Annotated in this window: 17 protein-coding genes; 8 read left to right on the top strand and 9 right to left on the bottom strand. The window is 55.5% G+C overall.

The annotated features are described in order from the left end of the window. The first annotated feature begins 204 nt into the window (after positions 1–204). Positions 205–2,343, top strand: coding sequence for an anaerobic ribonucleoside-triphosphate reductase (nrdD, locus tag AAF463_RS02695; protein ID WP_350261480.1), 2,139 nt, complete (start codon positions 205–207; stop codon positions 2,341–2,343). Continuing rightward, positions 2,340–2,819, top strand: a complete 480-nt coding sequence (gene nrdG / locus AAF463_RS02690; protein WP_350261479.1) for an anaerobic ribonucleoside-triphosphate reductase-activating protein — start codon at positions 2,340–2,342, stop codon at positions 2,817–2,819. Before nrdD ends, nrdG begins: the two co-directional genes overlap by 4 nt. Here the strand turns inward: nrdG and AAF463_RS02685 are convergent. After that, positions 2,799–3,833, bottom strand: coding sequence for a permease (locus tag AAF463_RS02685; protein WP_350261478.1), 1,035 nt, complete (start codon positions 3,831–3,833; stop codon positions 2,799–2,801). The two genes, nrdG and AAF463_RS02685, sit on opposite strands and share 21 nt — an antisense overlap. A gap of 238 nt (positions 3,834–4,071) precedes the next feature. On the opposite strand from AAF463_RS02685, the gene AAF463_RS02680 reads away from it, so the two are divergent. Then, complete coding sequence (locus AAF463_RS02680; protein ID WP_271460657.1) at positions 4,072–4,593, top strand: type 1 glutamine amidotransferase domain-containing protein; 522 nt, start codon at positions 4,072–4,074, stop codon at positions 4,591–4,593. Between the two features lie 38 nt (positions 4,594–4,631). Here AAF463_RS02680 and AAF463_RS02675 read toward each other — a convergent pair whose 3' ends face one another. Beyond that, positions 4,632–5,057: a YhbP family protein gene (locus tag AAF463_RS02675; RefSeq protein ID WP_101762239.1), complete on the bottom strand. Its 426-nt coding sequence runs from the start codon at positions 5,055–5,057 to the stop codon at positions 4,632–4,634. Between the two features lie 80 nt (positions 5,058–5,137). Here AAF463_RS02675 and AAF463_RS02670 point away from each other — a divergent pair, with 80 nt between their 5' ends. Continuing rightward, positions 5,138–5,425, top strand: coding sequence for a GIY-YIG nuclease family protein (locus AAF463_RS02670; RefSeq protein ID WP_277976986.1), 288 nt, complete (start codon positions 5,138–5,140; stop codon positions 5,423–5,425). On the opposite strand, the gene AAF463_RS02665 is transcribed toward AAF463_RS02670, so the two are convergent. Together AAF463_RS02665 and AAF463_RS02660 are read right to left on the bottom strand one after the other, a co-directional pair. After that, positions 5,409–5,915: an N-acetyltransferase gene (locus tag AAF463_RS02665; protein ID WP_101762241.1), complete on the bottom strand. Its 507-nt coding sequence runs from the start codon at positions 5,913–5,915 to the stop codon at positions 5,409–5,411. The genes AAF463_RS02670 and AAF463_RS02665 overlap by 17 nt on opposite strands. Continuing rightward, positions 5,909–6,433 (bottom strand): SCP2 domain-containing protein, encoded by a 525-nt coding sequence (locus AAF463_RS02660; protein WP_036648365.1) that lies wholly within the window; start codon positions 6,431–6,433, stop codon positions 5,909–5,911. Before AAF463_RS02660 ends, AAF463_RS02665 begins: the two co-directional genes overlap by 7 nt. Before the next feature lie 203 nt (positions 6,434–6,636). Here AAF463_RS02660 and AAF463_RS02655 point away from each other — a divergent pair, with 203 nt between their 5' ends. From AAF463_RS02655 to AAF463_RS02645, 3 genes are all read left to right on the top strand, one after another. Beyond that, complete coding sequence (locus AAF463_RS02655) at positions 6,637–7,632, top strand: peptidase U32 family protein (protein WP_137385068.1); 996 nt, start codon at positions 6,637–6,639, stop codon at positions 7,630–7,632. A gap of 9 nt (positions 7,633–7,641) precedes the next feature. Beyond that, on the top strand, positions 7,642–8,526 hold the full coding sequence (locus AAF463_RS02650) for a U32 family peptidase (protein ID WP_222185148.1): 885 nt from the start codon (positions 7,642–7,644) through the stop codon (positions 8,524–8,526). Between the two features lie 117 nt (positions 8,527–8,643). Then, positions 8,644–9,654, top strand: a complete 1,011-nt coding sequence (locus AAF463_RS02645) for a luciferase-like monooxygenase (protein WP_192412491.1) — start codon at positions 8,644–8,646, stop codon at positions 9,652–9,654. A gap of 3 nt (positions 9,655–9,657) precedes the next feature. Here AAF463_RS02645 and AAF463_RS02640 read toward each other — a convergent pair whose 3' ends face one another. Continuing rightward, a complete protein-coding gene (locus AAF463_RS02640) occupies positions 9,658–10,575 on the bottom strand; it encodes an AraC family transcriptional regulator (RefSeq protein ID WP_137385065.1) in 918 nt (305 codons plus the stop codon). A gap of 183 nt (positions 10,576–10,758) precedes the next feature. On the opposite strand from AAF463_RS02640, the gene AAF463_RS02635 reads away from it, so the two are divergent. After that, on the top strand, positions 10,759–11,505 hold the full coding sequence (locus AAF463_RS02635; protein WP_350261477.1) for a glucose 1-dehydrogenase: 747 nt from the start codon (positions 10,759–10,761) through the stop codon (positions 11,503–11,505). Positions 11,506–11,573: 68 nt separating this feature from the next. Here the strand turns inward: AAF463_RS02635 and AAF463_RS02630 are convergent, their stop codons facing one another. The 4 genes from AAF463_RS02630 to pnp all read right to left on the bottom strand — a co-directional run bounded on the left by AAF463_RS02630 (position 11,574) and on the right by pnp (position 16,814). Beyond that, positions 11,574–13,484, bottom strand: a complete 1,911-nt coding sequence (locus AAF463_RS02630) for a DEAD/DEAH family ATP-dependent RNA helicase (RefSeq protein WP_101762247.1) — start codon at positions 13,482–13,484, stop codon at positions 11,574–11,576. Positions 13,485–13,500: 16 nt separating this feature from the next. Then, entirely contained in the window at positions 13,501–13,551 is a 51-nt protein-coding gene (gene yrbN, locus AAF463_RS02625) for a protein YrbN (RefSeq protein WP_152689941.1), read from the bottom strand. Between the two features lie 110 nt (positions 13,552–13,661). Then, positions 13,662–14,546 carry a lipoprotein NlpI gene (gene nlpI, locus AAF463_RS02620; RefSeq protein ID WP_008104288.1) on the bottom strand — a complete coding sequence of 295 codons (885 nt, stop codon included), beginning with the start codon at positions 14,544–14,546 and terminating at the stop codon, positions 13,662–13,664. A 129-nt stretch (positions 14,547–14,675) separates the two neighbouring features. Next, complete coding sequence (gene pnp / locus AAF463_RS02615; RefSeq protein ID WP_101762248.1) at positions 14,676–16,814, bottom strand: polyribonucleotide nucleotidyltransferase; 2,139 nt, start codon at positions 16,812–16,814, stop codon at positions 14,676–14,678. Between the last annotated feature and the right edge of the window lie 55 nt (positions 16,815–16,869).

Genomic DNA, 16,869 nt, shown 5'->3' with positions numbered 1-16,869 from the left:
CATTGCAAAGCAAGTGGCCGCAAACTGAAATCAAGGCGGGTTAATACTTTTGTATTTTAGCCAGATTAACCATTGCGCGGCTTTCATTCCTGGTTGTGGCTTCTTTGTTATAGGTCAAACCGCCGGCGATTAATCTCAGCGCAAACACCACATATAGCGATTAAACTCCTTAAAATTATCTACATATAGTTTCATGGAGAAGAAATGGCGACGGTGGTGATTAAGCGTGACGGCTGCAGAGTGCCGTTTGATGCGCAGCGGATCGAGGCGGCAGTCAACGCGGCTGCAGCTGCGGCACAAATCGATGATACGGCGTGGTGCGCGCAAGTGGCGGCGCAGGTCAGCCAGCAGCTGGCTGAACAGGCTGAAGTGGATATCCGCGACATTCAGTGTGCGGTGGAAGAGACGCTAATGAGCGGACGCTGGCCGCAGCTGGCGCGTGCCTACATCGAATATCGCCATGACCGCGATTTAGCACGCGAGCAGCGCGGTAAACTGCATCACGCTATTCGCGGTTTAGTGGAGCAAACCAACGCCGCACTGCTCAATGAAAACGCGAATAAAGACAGTAAAGTGATTCCCACCCAGCGCGATCTGCTGGCTGGCATCGTCGCCAAACATTACGCTCAGCAGCAACTCTTGCCACGCGATGTGGTGCTGGCGCATGAACGTGGTGACATCCACTATCACGATCTCGACTATTCTCCGTTCTTCCCGATGTTTAACTGCATGCTGATCGATCTGCACGGCATGCTGACCCACGGTTTTAAGATGGGCAACGCCGAGATCGAGCCGCCCAAATCAATCGCCACCGCCACGGCGGTGACCGCACAGATCATCGCGCAGGTCGCCAGCCACATTTACGGCGGCACCACCATCAATCGCATTGATGAAGTGCTGGCACCTTTCGTTACGCTCAGTCTGGAAAAACACCGCGCGGTGGCGCTGGAATGGCAGATTCCGGATGCCGAAGCCTATGCGCGCGTTCGCACTGAGAAAGAGTGCTACGACGCGTTTCAGTCGCTGGAATATGAAGTGAATACGCTGCACACCGCCAACGGCCAGACGCCGTTTGTCACCTTTGGCTTTGGCCTCGGCACCGACTGGGCCGCGCGCCTGATCCAGCAATCCATTCTGCGCAACCGCATTGCCGGATTGGGCAAAAATCACAAAACCGCGGTGTTTCCTAAACTGGTGTTTGCAATCCGCGAAGGCGTGAATCGTCGGCCTGGCGATGTTAATTACGATATCAAGCAGCTCGCGTTAGAGTGCGCCAGCAAGCGCATGTATCCGGATATCCTCAACTACGAAAAAGTGGTGGAAGTGACCGGCTCGTTTAAAACGCCGATGGGCTGCCGCAGCTTCCTTGGCGTGTATGAAGAGAACGGCGAGCAGATTCACGAAGGCCGCAACAATATTGGCGTCATTAGCCTCAATCTGCCACGTATCGCGCTGCAAGCCAAAGGCGATGAAGCGCAGTTCTGGCGCTTGCTCGATGAACGTCTGGCGCTGGCGAAACGTGCCTTAATGACGCGTATAGCCCGGTTGGAAAAAACCAAAGCGCGCGTAGCGCCGATTCTCTATATGGAAGGTGCCTGCGGCGTGCGCCTGAAAGCGGATGACGAAGTGGGCGCCATTTTCCGCAACGGCCGCGCCTCAATTTCCCTTGGCTACATCGGCTTGCATGAAACGCTGAATGCGCTGAGCGGCAACCAAGTGCATCCGTATGACGCCGATTACCTGCGGGAAAAAGGCGTGGCGATTGTCACGCACCTGCGCCGCGCGGTGGATGCGTGGAAAGCGGAAACCGGCTACGGCTTCAGCTTGTACAGCACGCCGAGCGAGAATCTGTGCGACCGCTTCTGTCGCCTCGATGCCGCCGAATTTGGCGTGGTGGCCGGCGTTACCGACAAAGGGTATTACACCAACAGCTTCCATCTCGACGTGGAGAAGAAGGTCAATCCGTACGACAAGATCGACTTTGAAGCGCCCTATCCCGCCATCGCTAATGGCGGATTCATCTGTTACGGCGAATATCCCAATATCCAGCACAACCTCAAAGCGCTCGAAGATGTCTGGGATTACAGCTATCACCGCGTGCCCTATTACGGCACCAATACGCCGATTGATGAGTGCTACGAATGCGGCTTTAGCGGCGAGTTTAGCTGCACCAGCAAAGGGTTTACCTGCCCATGCTGTGGTAATCACGATCCGGCGCGCGTGTCGGTGACGCGCCGCGTGTGCGGCTATCTCGGCAGCCCGGATGCGCGTCCGTTTAACGCCGGTAAGCAGCAAGAAGTACAGCGGCGCGTTAAACATCTGGAGACAGGAAAACTGGGATGATGCGCATCCACGGCTATTATCCGGTTGATATCGTTAACGGGCCCGGCACGCGCTGCACGCTGTTTGTCGCGGGCTGCGAACATCAGTGTCGCGGCTGCTACAACCAAAGCACGTGGCGGCTGGATTCCGGCGTGCCGTTTACGCTGGAGATGGAAGAGCAGCTGATCGCTGATCTTAACGATCGGCGCATTGCGCGCCAGGGCTTGTCGCTGAGCGGGGGCGATCCGCTGCATCCGCACAACGTGCCGCATATACGTCGTCTGGTGAAACGCGTGCGGCGTGAGTGTCCGGATAAGGATATCTGGCTGTGGACCGGATATGAAATGGCGGAACTCAGCGCGGCGCAGCGCGAAGTGGTGGAGGAAATTGATGTGCTGATTGATGGACGCTTTATCGAAGCGGAGAAAGATGCGCGGCTGCTGTGGCGCGGCAGCCGCAATCAGAAGATTTGGTGGTTACGCCAGCCACAAAGCTAGCACGCCGAGCAGCATGCCGCTGCCTGCCACGCCGATCAGCGCGATCCACAGCGCCCGTGCGGGAAAGGCGCGATACAGCATCAATAACGACGGCACACTCACGGCGGGCAGCGTGACTAATAACGCCAGCGCGGGCGCAATGCCCATGCCCGCCAGCATCATGGTCTGCACAATCGGGATTTCCGCGGCGGTAGGAATCACAAACAGGCAGCCGGCGATTGCCATCAACATCACCCAAAACAGCGTATTACCCACCGCGCCATCCGCGTGCGGGAACAGCCACACGCGCGCGGCGCCGAGCAACAATACCGCGACGATATACAGCGGAATGGTGTTGTAGAACAGTCGCCACATCACCCGCAGCCAGCGTGACAGAAACGGCTGTTCATCGCGGGCCGGGATAACGGGCGCGGTAACGGCTTGATCCGGCACGCTGCGCTGCACCAGCCACGCGATGCCCAACACCATCATCAAACCTGCCACCAGCCGAATCGCCGCAAAATGCCAGCCGAGCACAAAGCCCATAAAAATCAGCGTGGCAGGATTGAGCAGCGGATTCGCCAGCCAGAACGCCATCGCCGCACCGCTGGAAACCTGTGACTGACGTAAGCCAGCGGTCACTGGTGCCGCACAGCAGCTGCACATCATGCCTGGCAAACCTAATCCAGTGCCCATCAGCGTCGAGCCAAAGCGTGAGCTGCCCATCAGACGCAGCAGCCAGGCGCGCGGAATCAGCACCTGCACCAACGATCCGAGGATCACCCCGAGCACGGCCGCTTTCCACACGGCGAGGAAATAGACCATGGCGTAATCGAGCGCCGCGCGCCACGGTGAGTCCGCCGCATTGGCCAGAATCGATTTACCGATCGAATGCGTTTCGGCAGCAGTAAAGGCTTTGCCGTAATAAGGCTGCCATTTGACATACCACAGGCCGATTACTACCACGGCGAGGAACAGCAGCGGTTTCCACCAGGCGAAGCGTGTCGCCGGGGCATGAGAAATGAGTTGGGTCATCACGGAATTCCGTATTCAACTGAATAACGATGCCGCGTTAGGATACGCGGCGGAAAGGCCTTAGTGTCATTCAGGTCATTTCATTGCGCCATGTGGAAATCGCCTAAACTTGATCCGGCGCGGAAATTTACCTCCCGGAAGAATTGCCGGCTGGCTTGCTTTTTGCGACATGGCTACCAGGCTTGTTGGATTAGAAGTGCAACGAACATAAGGTTCGTGATCAACAAGGAGGAAAAAGATGAGCAAGAAAATAGCGGTACTGATTACCAATGAATTTGAAGACTCAGAGTTTACCTCACCAGCAGAGGCTTACACTCAGGCGGGCCATGAAGTGGTTACCATCGAGTTTAAGGCCGGCAACATCGTTAAAGGGAAGCAGGGTAAAGCTGAGGTCAACATCGACAAGGCTATTGATGATGTGAATGCAGCCGAGTTCGATGCGCTGCTGCTGCCCGGCGGACACTCTCCCGATGCCCTGCGCGGTGACGATCGCTTCGTCAACTTCACCAGGGAGTTTGTCGCCAGCGGCAAGCCGGTGTTTGCCATTTGCCATGGCCCGCAGCTGCTGATCAGCGCGAACGGCGTGCGCGGCCGCAAAATGACCAGCGTAAAAGCCATCGCCATCGATCTGCGTAATGCCGGTGCGGATTTTTACGATAAAGAAGTGGTGGTGGATGATGACAAGTTAGTTACCAGCCGCACGCCTGAAGACCTGCCCGCGTTTAATCGCGAATCGCTGCGGATTTTGAACGCGGCCTGATAGTTTTTCCTGCATTGGGGTCGCCGTGAATGGCGGCCCTAAGGCCGGGTCCAGATAATCTTTTTGCCAAAGCCCAGCGCATTGTCGGTCATCTTCACTTCGTCGAGCACGATTTCCCACAATGGTGCGGTGACCTTCTTTGCCACTGGAAAACGCTTCTGATAGGCGTGACGCGCAATAACTTCCCTGTTTCCGCTTAGCAGCTGAATCACGCCGCGATACTGCACGCCTTTAATCAGCAGCACACTTTTGGGCTGGCCATTCACCGTGCCCGCCACGCGCGGATTTGACTGGATTAATGCGCCATGGCGCGTGTCTGGTTCAGTCATCAGCCAGAACGCCATGTTCGCGGCATCAAATACATAAAAGCAGTTGGCACACCACAGATCGTCGCCGTGGCTGGCAGATAACGACAGCACGTGCTGTTTTTTTAAGTAGCGAATCAGATGAGCATGGTCGGACAAAATTGGACTCCGTGCGGCGAATAGCGATGCGGCCTGAAGCGCGCTACACTGCCTGCCAGCTAATTTTCTGGATAAGTATGATGGAACAAGGCTGGCAGCTTTATCTGCTACAAACCGCCGCAGGCATGCTGTATACCGGCATCACCACCGATGTTAATCGTCGGCTGCAACAGCATCAGCAGGGACGCGGCGCGCGTTCGCTGCGTGGCAAGGGCCCGCTGACGCTGGTGTTTCACTGCGATGCGGGCGATCGGGCGGCGGCGTCACGCCTGGAATATCAGGTGAAGCAGCTGAGCCGCGCGCAAAAGCTGCTGCTGGTTGCACAGCAGCCGCCCTGCTTAGTGGCCTGGTTTAGTCGAAACGATTAAACGGCAGCGCGAATTCGATCAGCCCTTCTGCACCGACAAACGCATCGTCGGCCAGTTTGTAAACCTGAAAGGCCGCTTCACTGCCTAACCAGCGACAGTGCAAACCATGACGTGCCGCCGGTTCAAAGCCGAGTGGATTGTAGAACTCAGGATCGCCCAGCACCACCACGGCGCTGTAGCTGAACTCATTAAGTGAATCCAATCCTTCATACACCAGCCGTTTAGCAAGGCCCTGTTTGCGCACCGATTCATCCACGGCGAGCGGCGCCAAAGCGACCCAGTTGCGGTCTTCTCCCTGCAGGGTCACCGGACTGAAAGCGGCATAACCCAGCACCTGACCTTCATCATCCGTGGCAACTACACCGAGAGTCAGCAAGCCATCTTCGCGCAGTTGCTGTATCAGTTCCGCTTCGGCAGCGGTAGCAAAACTGCGCTTTAACAGGCTATCGATGCCTGCTGCATCAACGCCAATTTCAGTACGAATCAACATGAGATCCCCGCGCGCGCCTCAGCGGCCTTCGCGTCCTGTTTCATTCCTGCCTCAATAAAAGCAGCGAGCTGCTGCAATCCCGTGCGTAATGGCGTGGGCATGGCATCCAGTTCAATGGCATCCATCAGGTTTTTCACCTCAAGTCCCAGCTCAGTGTCACCTTCAATCACCAGACGGCGTTGAAAGAACAGCATATCGGGATCCGCTTTGCGTGCTGCCACCAGCAACAGATCGTTGGCTTCACCGCGAAACCAGACATCAGCCTCGGTGTCGCGCGAAACGGTCAGGCGCCCTGCTTGCAGGGTGGTGATCCAGCGCAGATTCACATCGGCAACCTCAATCCCCAGATAACGCCCTTCCAGAAAGTCTAACTCACCTTCAGACAAAGCATGACGAAATTGCCAGTTTAGGAGTTGTTGCAGAATAGCTTTTTTTAGCGGGAAAGGGGTAATGGAAACGGGTAAAGCAAGGAATTCTGGCCCTTTTTCAACAATCAGACCGCGTAAGCGCGCAAACATCATCGTCATTCCCTTCAGAAAGTTTCATCTATTTTGCCACATCTGACCGGCTTCGCCTCCACTGAGATCAAGGAAATCGCCGCCTGGCTGGACGAAAAACCTTCACTCCCGATCATCAATGCCGCTTTCACTGCCTTAAATCAACATTGCTGTCGGGTCAGTTATTTACACTCTTCGGCTTCAGAATCCGGGGAGGAAAATGTATGGAACTGCTGTGTCCGGCGGGGAATTTGCCTGCGCTGAAATCGGCGGTGGAGCATGGTGCTGACGCGGTGTATGTCGGCCTGAAAGACGATACCAATGCCCGCCACTTTGCTGGCCTCAATTTTACCGATAAGAAACTGGCTGAAGCCGCACGCTATCTGCATCAGCATCGGCGCAAACTGCATGTGGCAATCAACACCTTCGCCCATCCTGATGGCATCAATCGCTGGCAAAGCGCGATTGATGTTGCCGCTCAGAACGGCGCGGATGCGTTGATTCTGGCCGATATTGCCACGCTGGAGTACGCGGCAAAACACTATCCGCAGGTTGAGCGTCACCTTTCGGTACAGGCCTCCGCCACCAATCTGCAGGCCATCCATTTTTACCATCGTCATTTTCAACTCAGCCGCGTGGTGCTGCCGCGCGTGCTGTCGATGCATCAGGTCAAACAGCTGGCGCGTGAAACGCCGGTACCGCTGGAAGTGTTCGCTTTCGGTAGCCTGTGCATTATGGCTGAAGGCCGCTGCTACCTCTCTTCCTGGCTGACCGGCGAGTCGCCTAACAGCGCGGGAGCTTGCTCGCCGGCAAAATTTGTGCGTTGGCAGCAGACGCCAAAAGGCATGGAATCGCGCCTGAATGAGGTGCTGATTGACCGTTACGCGCCCGACGAGAGCGCTGGCTATCCCACATTGTGCAAAGGCCGTTATGAAGTGGATAACCAGCTCTATCACGTACTGGAGGAGCCCACCAGCCTGAACACCTTGTCGCTGCTGCCTGAACTGCTGCGCGCCAACATTGCCTCGGTGAAAATTGAAGGACGTCAGCGCAGTCCGGCCTATGTGGCGCAGGTAGCGAAAGTGTGGCGTCAGGCCATTGATCGCTGCATGGCATCGCCGGAACAGTATGCCGTGCAGGAACCCTGGATGCAGGCGTTGGGCGAGTTATCAGAAGGCAGCCAAACCACGCTCGGTGCTTATCACCGTGACTGGCAATAAGGAGATCGCATGAAATACGCCATCGGGCCGGTGCTGTGGTACTGGCCAACTGCAACGCTGGAAACCTTTTATCAACGCGCCGCCGAGAGCAGCGCGGAGATCATTTATCTCGGCGAAGCCGTCTGCAGTAAAAGACGCGCTACCTCGTTCCATCAATGGATGGACATCGCGCGCATGCTGGCGCTGCAGGGCAAGCAAGTGGTGCTGAGTACGTTGGCACTGCTGCAGTCGCCATCGGAAGTCAAAGAGCTGCGCCGCTATGTCGAGAACGGTGAGTTCCTGCTGGAAGCCAATGATATCGGCACCGTGAATATGGCGGCGGAGCGCAAATTGCCGTTTGTCGCCGGCCCAACGCTGAATGTGTATAACGCGCAGACGCTGCAACTGTTGCTGAAAGAAGGCATGACGCGCTGGTGCATTCCGGTGGAGATGTCCCGCGACTGGCTGATTCAACTGCTGCAACAGTGCGATGCGGCGGGTGTACGCGACCAATTTGAGGTGGAAGTGCTCGGCTATGGTCATCTGCCGCTGGCGCTGTCAGCACGCTGCTTTACCGCACGCGCCGAGAATCGTGGCAAAGATGATTGCCAAACCTGCTGCATCAATTACCCAACCGGCCGCCGCGTGCTCTCGCAGGAAGGCCAGCAGGTGTTTGTGCTCAACGGCATTCAGACCATGAGCGGTTATTGCTACAACCTCGGCAATGACCTGAGCGGCATGCATAACTGGATCGACATTGTACGTTTGTCGCCCCAGGGCGAAAGTACACTCGCCGAAGTGGATCGCTTCCGCGCCAACGAAGCCGGTCAGGCGCCGCTAATGATGGCGCGCGGCAGTGATTGTAATGGTTATTGGCGTCGCCTGGCGGGAATGGCACTGGAAGGCGGCAGGTAAAGGCACATTCCGGCTATATTCCTGCTGTTATTAGCAGTTTTAATATAGGTAACGATGAGTAATACTCACAAGCGCAGGTCCGACTAAACACCTGCGCCATCCCTATTTGGAGTGCCCATGTCTGAGAAAAAAACTGTTCGCCTGTCCGTGTTGGATCTGGCCCCTATTCCACAAGGTTCCACTGCACGCGACGCGTTCCATAATTCGCTGGCACTGGCCCGTCAGTCCGAAGCATTGGGCTTTCACCGCTACTGGCTGGCGGAACACCATAATATGACGGGGATTGCCAGCGCCGCGACGTCAGTGCTGATTGGCTATTTAGCGGCTAATACCGAAACGCTGCGCCTCGGTTCAGGCGGCATTATGCTGCCCAATCATGCGCCGCTGGTGATCGCCGAACAGTTTGGTACCCTCGAGTCACTCTATCCTGGGCGCATCGATTTGGGACTGGGCCGCGCGCCGGGTTCCGACCAACGCACCATGCTGGCGTTGCGTCGTCATCTTTCCAGCGGCCAGGCAGATAGTTTTCCGGAAGATGTCTCTGAACTGATTCGCTGGTTTGACGCCGAAGAGGGAGAACATCCGCCAGTACAACCGGTTCCAGGTTTAGGATTGAAAATTCCGGTGTGGCTGCTCGGTTCCAGCCTGTACAGCGCGCAACTGGCCGCTCAGCTGGGTTTGCCGTTTGCATTTGCCTCGCATTTCGCGCCGGATCTGCTGTTCCAGGCGCTGCATCTCTATCGTGAGAAATTCAAACCTTCCACACGTCTGGCGAAGCCGTATGCGATGGTGTGCGTCAACGTCGTTGCAGCCGATAGCGAACGTGACGCCCGCTTCCTGTTCACCTCGATGCAGCAGCAGTTTATTAACCTGCGTCGCGGCAAACCGGGTCCGCTACCTGCGCCGGTGGAGAACATGGATAATCTATGGTCGCCGTCCGAGCAATATGGCGTGCAGCAGGCACTCAGCATGTCGATTGTCGGCGATAGCGATAAAGTCCGCAGCGGCCTCGCCGCGCTGATGCGTGAAACCCAGGCGGATGAAATTATGGTTAACGGCCAGATTTACGATTCGCAGGCGCGTCTGCGCTCCTTCGCGCTGGCAATGGAAGCAGCGCGCACGCTGTAAACCTTATTGCGGTGGGTTTAACCACTCTGGGCCCACCGCAATGGTTCGCACGTCTCGCGCCGGTGACTGACCGTGAAAACGGCTGTATTCACGACTGAACTGCGAAGCACTTTGATAACCCACCCGATAACCCGCCGTGCCGGCATCCAGCTTCTCAATCAACATCAAACGCCGCGCCTCGTTGAGCCGCAGCTGCTTTTGATACTGCATCGGCGTCATCGCCGTTACCGCTTTAAAGTGATGATGCAGCGACGAAATACTCATCCCTACGCTGCTCGCCAGAAAATCCATTTTCAACGGCTGATGAAAGTTTTCGCGTAGCCAACGCGCGGCGCGCGCCACTTTGTTGCCTGGCCGTTCCGTCAACGCCATGTTGAGAATGCGCGGCCCTTCGGGTCCAGTCAGCAAACGATAGAAAATCTCCTGCTCAATCAACGGTGCCAGCGCAGCAATGTCCTGCGGGTGATCCAGCAACTCGACCAAACGCATCACCGCATCCACCAACGGGGGCGCGACTTTATGCACGGCGATACCACGCTCGCTCACCGCCGTGCTGCCGAGTTGATGGTGCGGAAAGTGTTCCAGATAACGCATCAGACGCGTTTCGTTAATGGTGATGCCCACACCAAGATTCGGTTTCTCTGGCGTTGCCATGACCACGCAGGATTGCACCGGCATATCAAGCGTCACCAACAGTAAATCGCCCGGCCCGTAATGCATCACTTCATCACCCATGCGCAGCGCTTTTTGCCCCTGCGCGATCAGGGCAAAGCTCGCCCAGGTCGCCACATGCGCCAAACTGGTGGGCTGAGAACTGCGGCCGAAAGAGAGAAAATCGATTGGGCAATAGTGACGACCATCCTGCGGTGCGTGGCGAGCAATAATTGCCACCAACTGCTGCCATTGTTCCTGATGAATCATGCGCTCGGTGCTCCGCGGTAAGAAATCACTGAGTGGATATTCTCGCTTGTGGTTGGCGCTGCGACTAGTCCTTGAACAGCAGATTTGCAGGATCGTGCAAGAAGCTTGCAGGATTGCGCTACCACCCGATTGTATGGACAGCGCATGCTTTATTTTCCCCGAAATCTCAGGTGGAGAGACACGATGAAAACACTTGAAGGCAAAATTGCGCTGGTGACGGGCGCTTCGAAAGGCATTGGTGCCGCCATCGCCATGACTTTCGCGGCGGCCGGTGCTCGGGTAGTGGTGAATTATCTTCAGGACGAAGTGGGTGCGGCGGATGTGGTGACCGACATTCAGGCGCTGGGTAGCGACGCCATCGCCGTACAGGCTGATATTTCACGCGAGGCCGATGTGCAGCGCTTGTTCGCTAGCAGCATTGAGCAGTTTGGCGCGCCCGACATTGTGGTGAATAACGCCGGGATTTTTCACCACGGTGACTTTGCCGAGCTTAGCCTCAGCAAGATGCAGCAGCAGCTGAATGTGAATCTGCTGGGTACCTTGCTGGTGTGTCAGCAGGCGGCAAAACATTTCCCCGCAGGCGGCGGTTCCATCATCAACCTTAGCGCTTTAAATAGCCAACGCTGCACGCCCGGCTCGGTGCTTTGGGCAGCAACCAAAGGCGCGATCGATACCTTAACGCAGGGCCTCGCACGCGAGCTTGGGCCACGTAATATTCGCGTCAATGCGTTAGCACCCGGCATTATTTTGACCGAAGGTTTGCTGGCGGCGAAGAAGATGCACCCGGAGTTGAAAGCACAGCTGATAGCGGCAACGCCGCTCGGACGCTTTGGCTTGCCGGAAGATGTGGCGCAGGTGGCGCTGTTTCTGGCGTCAGAAGAGTCAGCTTACGTTAGCGGTGAACGCGTGCTGATTGCTGGTGGCGTGTAAAATTCACCTTCCACGCGCATAAAAAAAGGGACGCGTTAGCGTCCCTTTTTACTTTTCGCGTTTATCGCTTATGCGTCACGACGACGTGGTGCAGCAGCGCCTTCTGGACGCGGGCCACGACCACCTTCACGGCTGAAGCGTCCGCCTTCACGGCCACCTTCACGACGTTCGGAGAAGCGACGTGGAGCGCCTTCGCCACGTGGAGCACCATCACCGCGCGGTGCGCCATTGCCACGACGTTCGCCGCCAGCAGATGGACGACGTTCGCTACGCTCGTGCACTGGCGCATCACCCATCAGCTGCATATTCATCGGTTTGTTCAGAATACGCGTACGAGTAAAGTGCTGCAGCACTTCGCCCGGCATGCCTTTCGGCAGCTCGATGGTTGAGTGAGTACCAAACAGCTTGATGTTACCGATGTAACGGCTGCTGATGTCACCTTCGTTAGCGATCGCGCCAACGATGTGACGAACTTCAACACCATCATCACGGCCCACTTCAATGCGATACAGCTGCATTTCGCCAACGTCACGACGCTCACGACGTGGACGATCGCCATCGCGGCTGTCACGGCTTTCGCGTGGACCACGAGAATCACGTGAATCGCGACGCTCACCACGGTCAGGACGATCGCTGAACTCGCGACGCGCTGGACGCGGTGCTTCTGGCGGCAGAATCAGTGGACGTTCGCCCTGAGCCATTTTCAGCAGTGCTGCGGCCAGCGTTTCGATATCCAGATCTTCGCCCGGCTGCATTTTGCTCAGCAGTGCGCGGTACTGGTCCAGATCGCTGCTTTCCAGCTGCTGCTGTACTTTAGCCGCGAACTTAGCCAGACGACGCTCACCCAGCAGTTCTGCGTTCGGCAGCTCAACTTCTGGAATAGTCAGCTTCATGGTGCGTTCGATGTTGCGCAGCAGACGACGCTCGCGGTTCTCAACGAACAGCAACGCACGACCTGCACGACCAGCACGGCCGGTACGACCGATACGGTGAACGTAAGACTCTGCATCCATCGGGATATCAAAGTTTACGACCAGACTGATACGCTCAACGTCCAGGCCACGTGCTGCAACGTCGGTCGCGATCAGGATGTCGAGACGACCATCTTTCAAACGCTCCAGCGTCTGCTCACGCAGTGCCTGGTTCATGTCGCCGTTCAGTGCTGCGCTGTTATAACCGCTGCGCTCCAGCGCTTCGGCCACTTCCAGCGTGGCATTTTTGGTACGCACGAAGATGATGGCTGCATCGAAATCTTCCGCTTCCAGGAAACGAACCAGCGCATCAGTTTTACGGCCGTATGCGGTCCAGTAAGACTGAGAAATGTCTGGGCGCGTAGTCAGGCTTGACTGGATGCGCACTTCCTGTGGATCTTTCATGAAACGCTTGGTAATACGGCGAATCGCTTCTGGCATGGTGGCTGAGAACAGCGCGGTCTGATGACCGTCTGGAATCTGCGCCATGATGGTTTCAACGTCTTCGATGAAGCCCATACGCAGCATTTCATCCGCTTCGTCCAGCACCAGACCGCGCAGGTTAGACAGATCTAACGTGCCACGCTTCAGGTGATCCAGCAGACGACCAGGGGTACCCACAACAACTTGTGGTCCCTGACGCAGGGCGCGCAGCTGTACGTCATAACGTTGGCCGCCGTACAGAGCTACCACGTTAATGCCACGCATGTGTTTAGAGAATTCTGTGACGGCTTCAGCAACCTGTACCGCCAATTCGCGGGTAGGTGCCAGCACCAAAATTTGCGGTGCTTTAACAGTAGCATCAATGTTGTTTAGCAGCGGCAGTGAGAATGCCGCAGTTTTACCACTACCGGTCTGCGCCATACCCAACACGTCACGGCCAGCCAGCAGATGAGGAATGCACTCAGCCTGGATTGGAGAAGGCTTTACGTAGCCCATACCGTTCAGTGATTCGAGGATGTCGGCGTTCAGGCCAAGGTCAGCAAAAGTGGTTTGAATATCAGTCATGTAGTACACGTGCCTCTTAGATTGCGGCGGCCAGTCTACATAACTCGTCGTGAAAACTTTCAGTCATTTTCATCAAAAAGTGTGAACCGGCTCAAATTAGAAGTTTTGACGAACAGAAAAGCCCTCATCTCTGAAGATGATGACTTTACAGGTATTCAGGCAATAAAAGTTCGTCAGCTATTGCTGGTCAGATTCTGATAAATCGTCTTGTGTCTGGCCGAGTTGCGCCAGTTCCAACAATGCGTATCGGTGCTCAACAAAGTTATTTACGTTGTTGGCCACCGCCAGTTTGAACAACGCTTTCGCGTCGTCCTTCTCCCCCAGACTTAGGTAATACTTACCTAAATAGAAGTTGGTTTCACTGAGATGTTCAGCGAGCGAGGTGTTATCCGTTGCGTCCGCCTTGAGACGTTCCATCAGCGTTTTTTCACTGATGTCGCCAAGGTAGAACTCGACAATATTCCATCCCCATTGATCGCGAACCGCTTTGTCATGACGCTGTCTCAGCGTAACTTTTGCCTTGTCGGCATCCATATCGCTTTCAACGAGATAGAGCCAAAGGCTGCGGAATGGATCGTTAGGATCGTCTTGATAAAACGCCAGCAGATCATCTTGCGCTAACTTGTATCGACCGCCGTAATAGAGGGCGATACCACGGTTTAAATGCGCATAGTTGTAAGTTGGATCAAGCTCAAGTACAGAATCAAACGCTTCATAGGCAGCATCAAAGTTGCCTGCCTGCGTTAAGTATATACCGAGATAGTTAAATACCTCAGGCATATCTGGTCTTATAGACAGCGCTTGCGAAAAATCGTTCCGCGCTAATGCCCTCAGACCCAAACTATCATACAACACTCCGCGCTCATATAATAGCTGTGCGCGTTCATCATCGGTCAGGGCACGACTGGCAAGAATTTGTTCCATTCGCGCCAGGATCACCTCTTGCTGCAGTGTGGGCTGCAAAGGTACTGCCAGAACTTCGTTCTTACGCCAATTGGAGTTGCTGCATCCTGCCAGCGTGATAGCTGTCGCAACAAAACACCAGCGCAAAAAAGGCTTCATTTCCCACTCCCGAATACAAACATTGGGACAACCATCCTGTCATCCTCCTGCTGTGCACAAGGATTCCCGCCCTCGCGATGATCTAAACACCTCTCCCCGCAAAGCAGGGAGAGGTAAATCGGTAAACGCTTACTCGGCGTCAGATGCATCAGATGCAGCGGTAGCAACTTCTTCCGCTGGTTTCTGCTCTGTCGCTTCTTTGATGCTCAGGCGTACACGGCCCTGACGGTCCACTTCCATGACTTTCACTGGAACTTCCTGGCCCATCTGCAGGTAATCGGTCACTTTCTCTACGCGCTTGTCGGCGATCTGAGAGATGTGCACCAAACCTTCTTTACCGCCGCCGATTGCCACGAAGGCACCGAAATCAACGATACGTGTCACTTTACCAGAGTAAACGCGGCCAACTTCGATCTCAGCAGTGATCTCCTCGATACGACGAATGGCTTCTTTGGCTTTCAGGCCATCAGTAGCAGCAATCTTCACGGTACCGTCATCTTCGATTTCGATGGTGGTGCCGGTTTCTTCGGTCAGCGCACGGATCACTGAGCCGCCTTTACCGATGACATCTTTGATCTTGTCTGAACTGATTTTGATGGTGTAAATGCGCGGCGCGAACTCAGAAATTTCCTGACGCGGCGTGCTGATTGCCTGTTCCATCACGCTCAGAATGTGCAGACGCGCACCCTTCGCTTGGTTCAGAGCAACCTGCATGATTTCGCGGGTGATGCCTTCGATTTTGATATCCATCTGCAGCGCAGTGATACCATCGCGGCTACCCGCTACTTTAAAGTCCATATCGCCGAGGTGATCTTCGTCACCCAGGATGTCAGACAGAACCACAAAGTTGTCGGCTTCTTTAACCAGACCCATCGCAATACCGGCTACGGCAGCTTTGATCGGTACGCCAGCGTCCATCAGTGCCAGAGATGCACCGCACACGGAAGCCATTGAAGAAGAACCGTTAGATTCAGTGATCTCTGAAACCACACGCACGGTGTAGGGGAAATCAGCTTGCTTAGGCATTACTGCCAGCACGCCGCGCTTCGCCAGACGACCGTGACCAATTTCACGACGCTTCGGTGAGCCAACCATACCGGTTTCGCCCACGCAGTATGGAGGGAAGTTGTAGTGGAACAGGAAGCTATCAGTACGCTCGCCCATCAACTCATCCAGATTCTGCGCATCACGTGCGGTACCCAATGTTGCGGTAACCAGCGCCTGCGTTTCACCACGGGTAAACAGTGAAGAACCGTGCGTGCGTGGCAGTACGCCAGTGCGCACATCCAGGCCACGAATCATATCTTTCTCACGGCCATCGATACGCGGTTCGCCACGGATGATGCGGCTACGAACAACGCTCTTCTCAAGGTCATGAACGATGTCAGCGATATCGCCAGCATCCAGCGTTTCATCTTCAGCCTGCAGTGCAGCAATGGTCGCGTCTTTCACTGCGCCAACCTGAGTGTAACGCTCCTGCTTATCAGTGATGCGATAGGCATCGCTGATGCCCGCTTCTGCCAGTGCAGTAACGCGTGCGATCAGTGCGTCGTTAGTTGGCAGTGGCTGCCAATCCCAACGTGGTTTACCCGCTTCGGCAACCAGCGCATTGATGTTTTCGATAACGATCTGCTGTTGGTCGTGGCCGTATACCACAGCGCCCAGCATCTGTTCTTCGGTCAAGATGTCAGCTTCTGATTCCACCATCAGCACCGCGTTCTGGGTACCGGCAACAACCAGGTTCAGACGTGATTCGTTGATTTCATCAGCAGTTGGGTTCAGTACGTACTGATCGTTGATATAGCCCACGCGCGCTGCGCCGATTGGGCCATTGAACGGCAGACCTGACAGAGCCAGCGCAGCAGATGCGCCGATCATCGCAACGATGTCTGGGTTAACCTGAGGGTTAACGGAAACAACGGTCGCAATAACCTGGACTTCGTTAATGAAGCCTTCCGGGAACAGCGGACGAACTGGACGGTCAATCAGGCGTGAGATCAGGGTTTCGCCTTCGCTTGGACGGCCTTCACGACGGAAGAAGCTACCCGGGATACGACCAGCAGCGTAAGTACGCTCCTGATAGTTAACCGTCAGCGGGAAGAAATCCTGACCTGGTTTAGTTTTTTTCTGGCCAACAACGGTAACGAATACAGCAGTGTCATCCATGCTCACCATTACTGCAGCGGTAGCCTGGCGCGCCATCATGCCGGTTTCCAGCGTGACGGTATGCTGACCATATTGGAATTTGCGTACGATCGGGTTCAGCAAAATTTAAGTCCTTAAATTCAGAGGCGCAGCCCATTCTGGCGCGCCGGGGATTACC

This window comes from Pantoea sp. BJ2 (assembly GCF_040255075.1).
Classification (GTDB): domain Bacteria; phylum Pseudomonadota; class Gammaproteobacteria; order Enterobacterales; family Enterobacteriaceae; genus Pantoea; species Pantoea leporis.
This window is presented reverse-complemented; position numbering and strand designations above follow the sequence as displayed.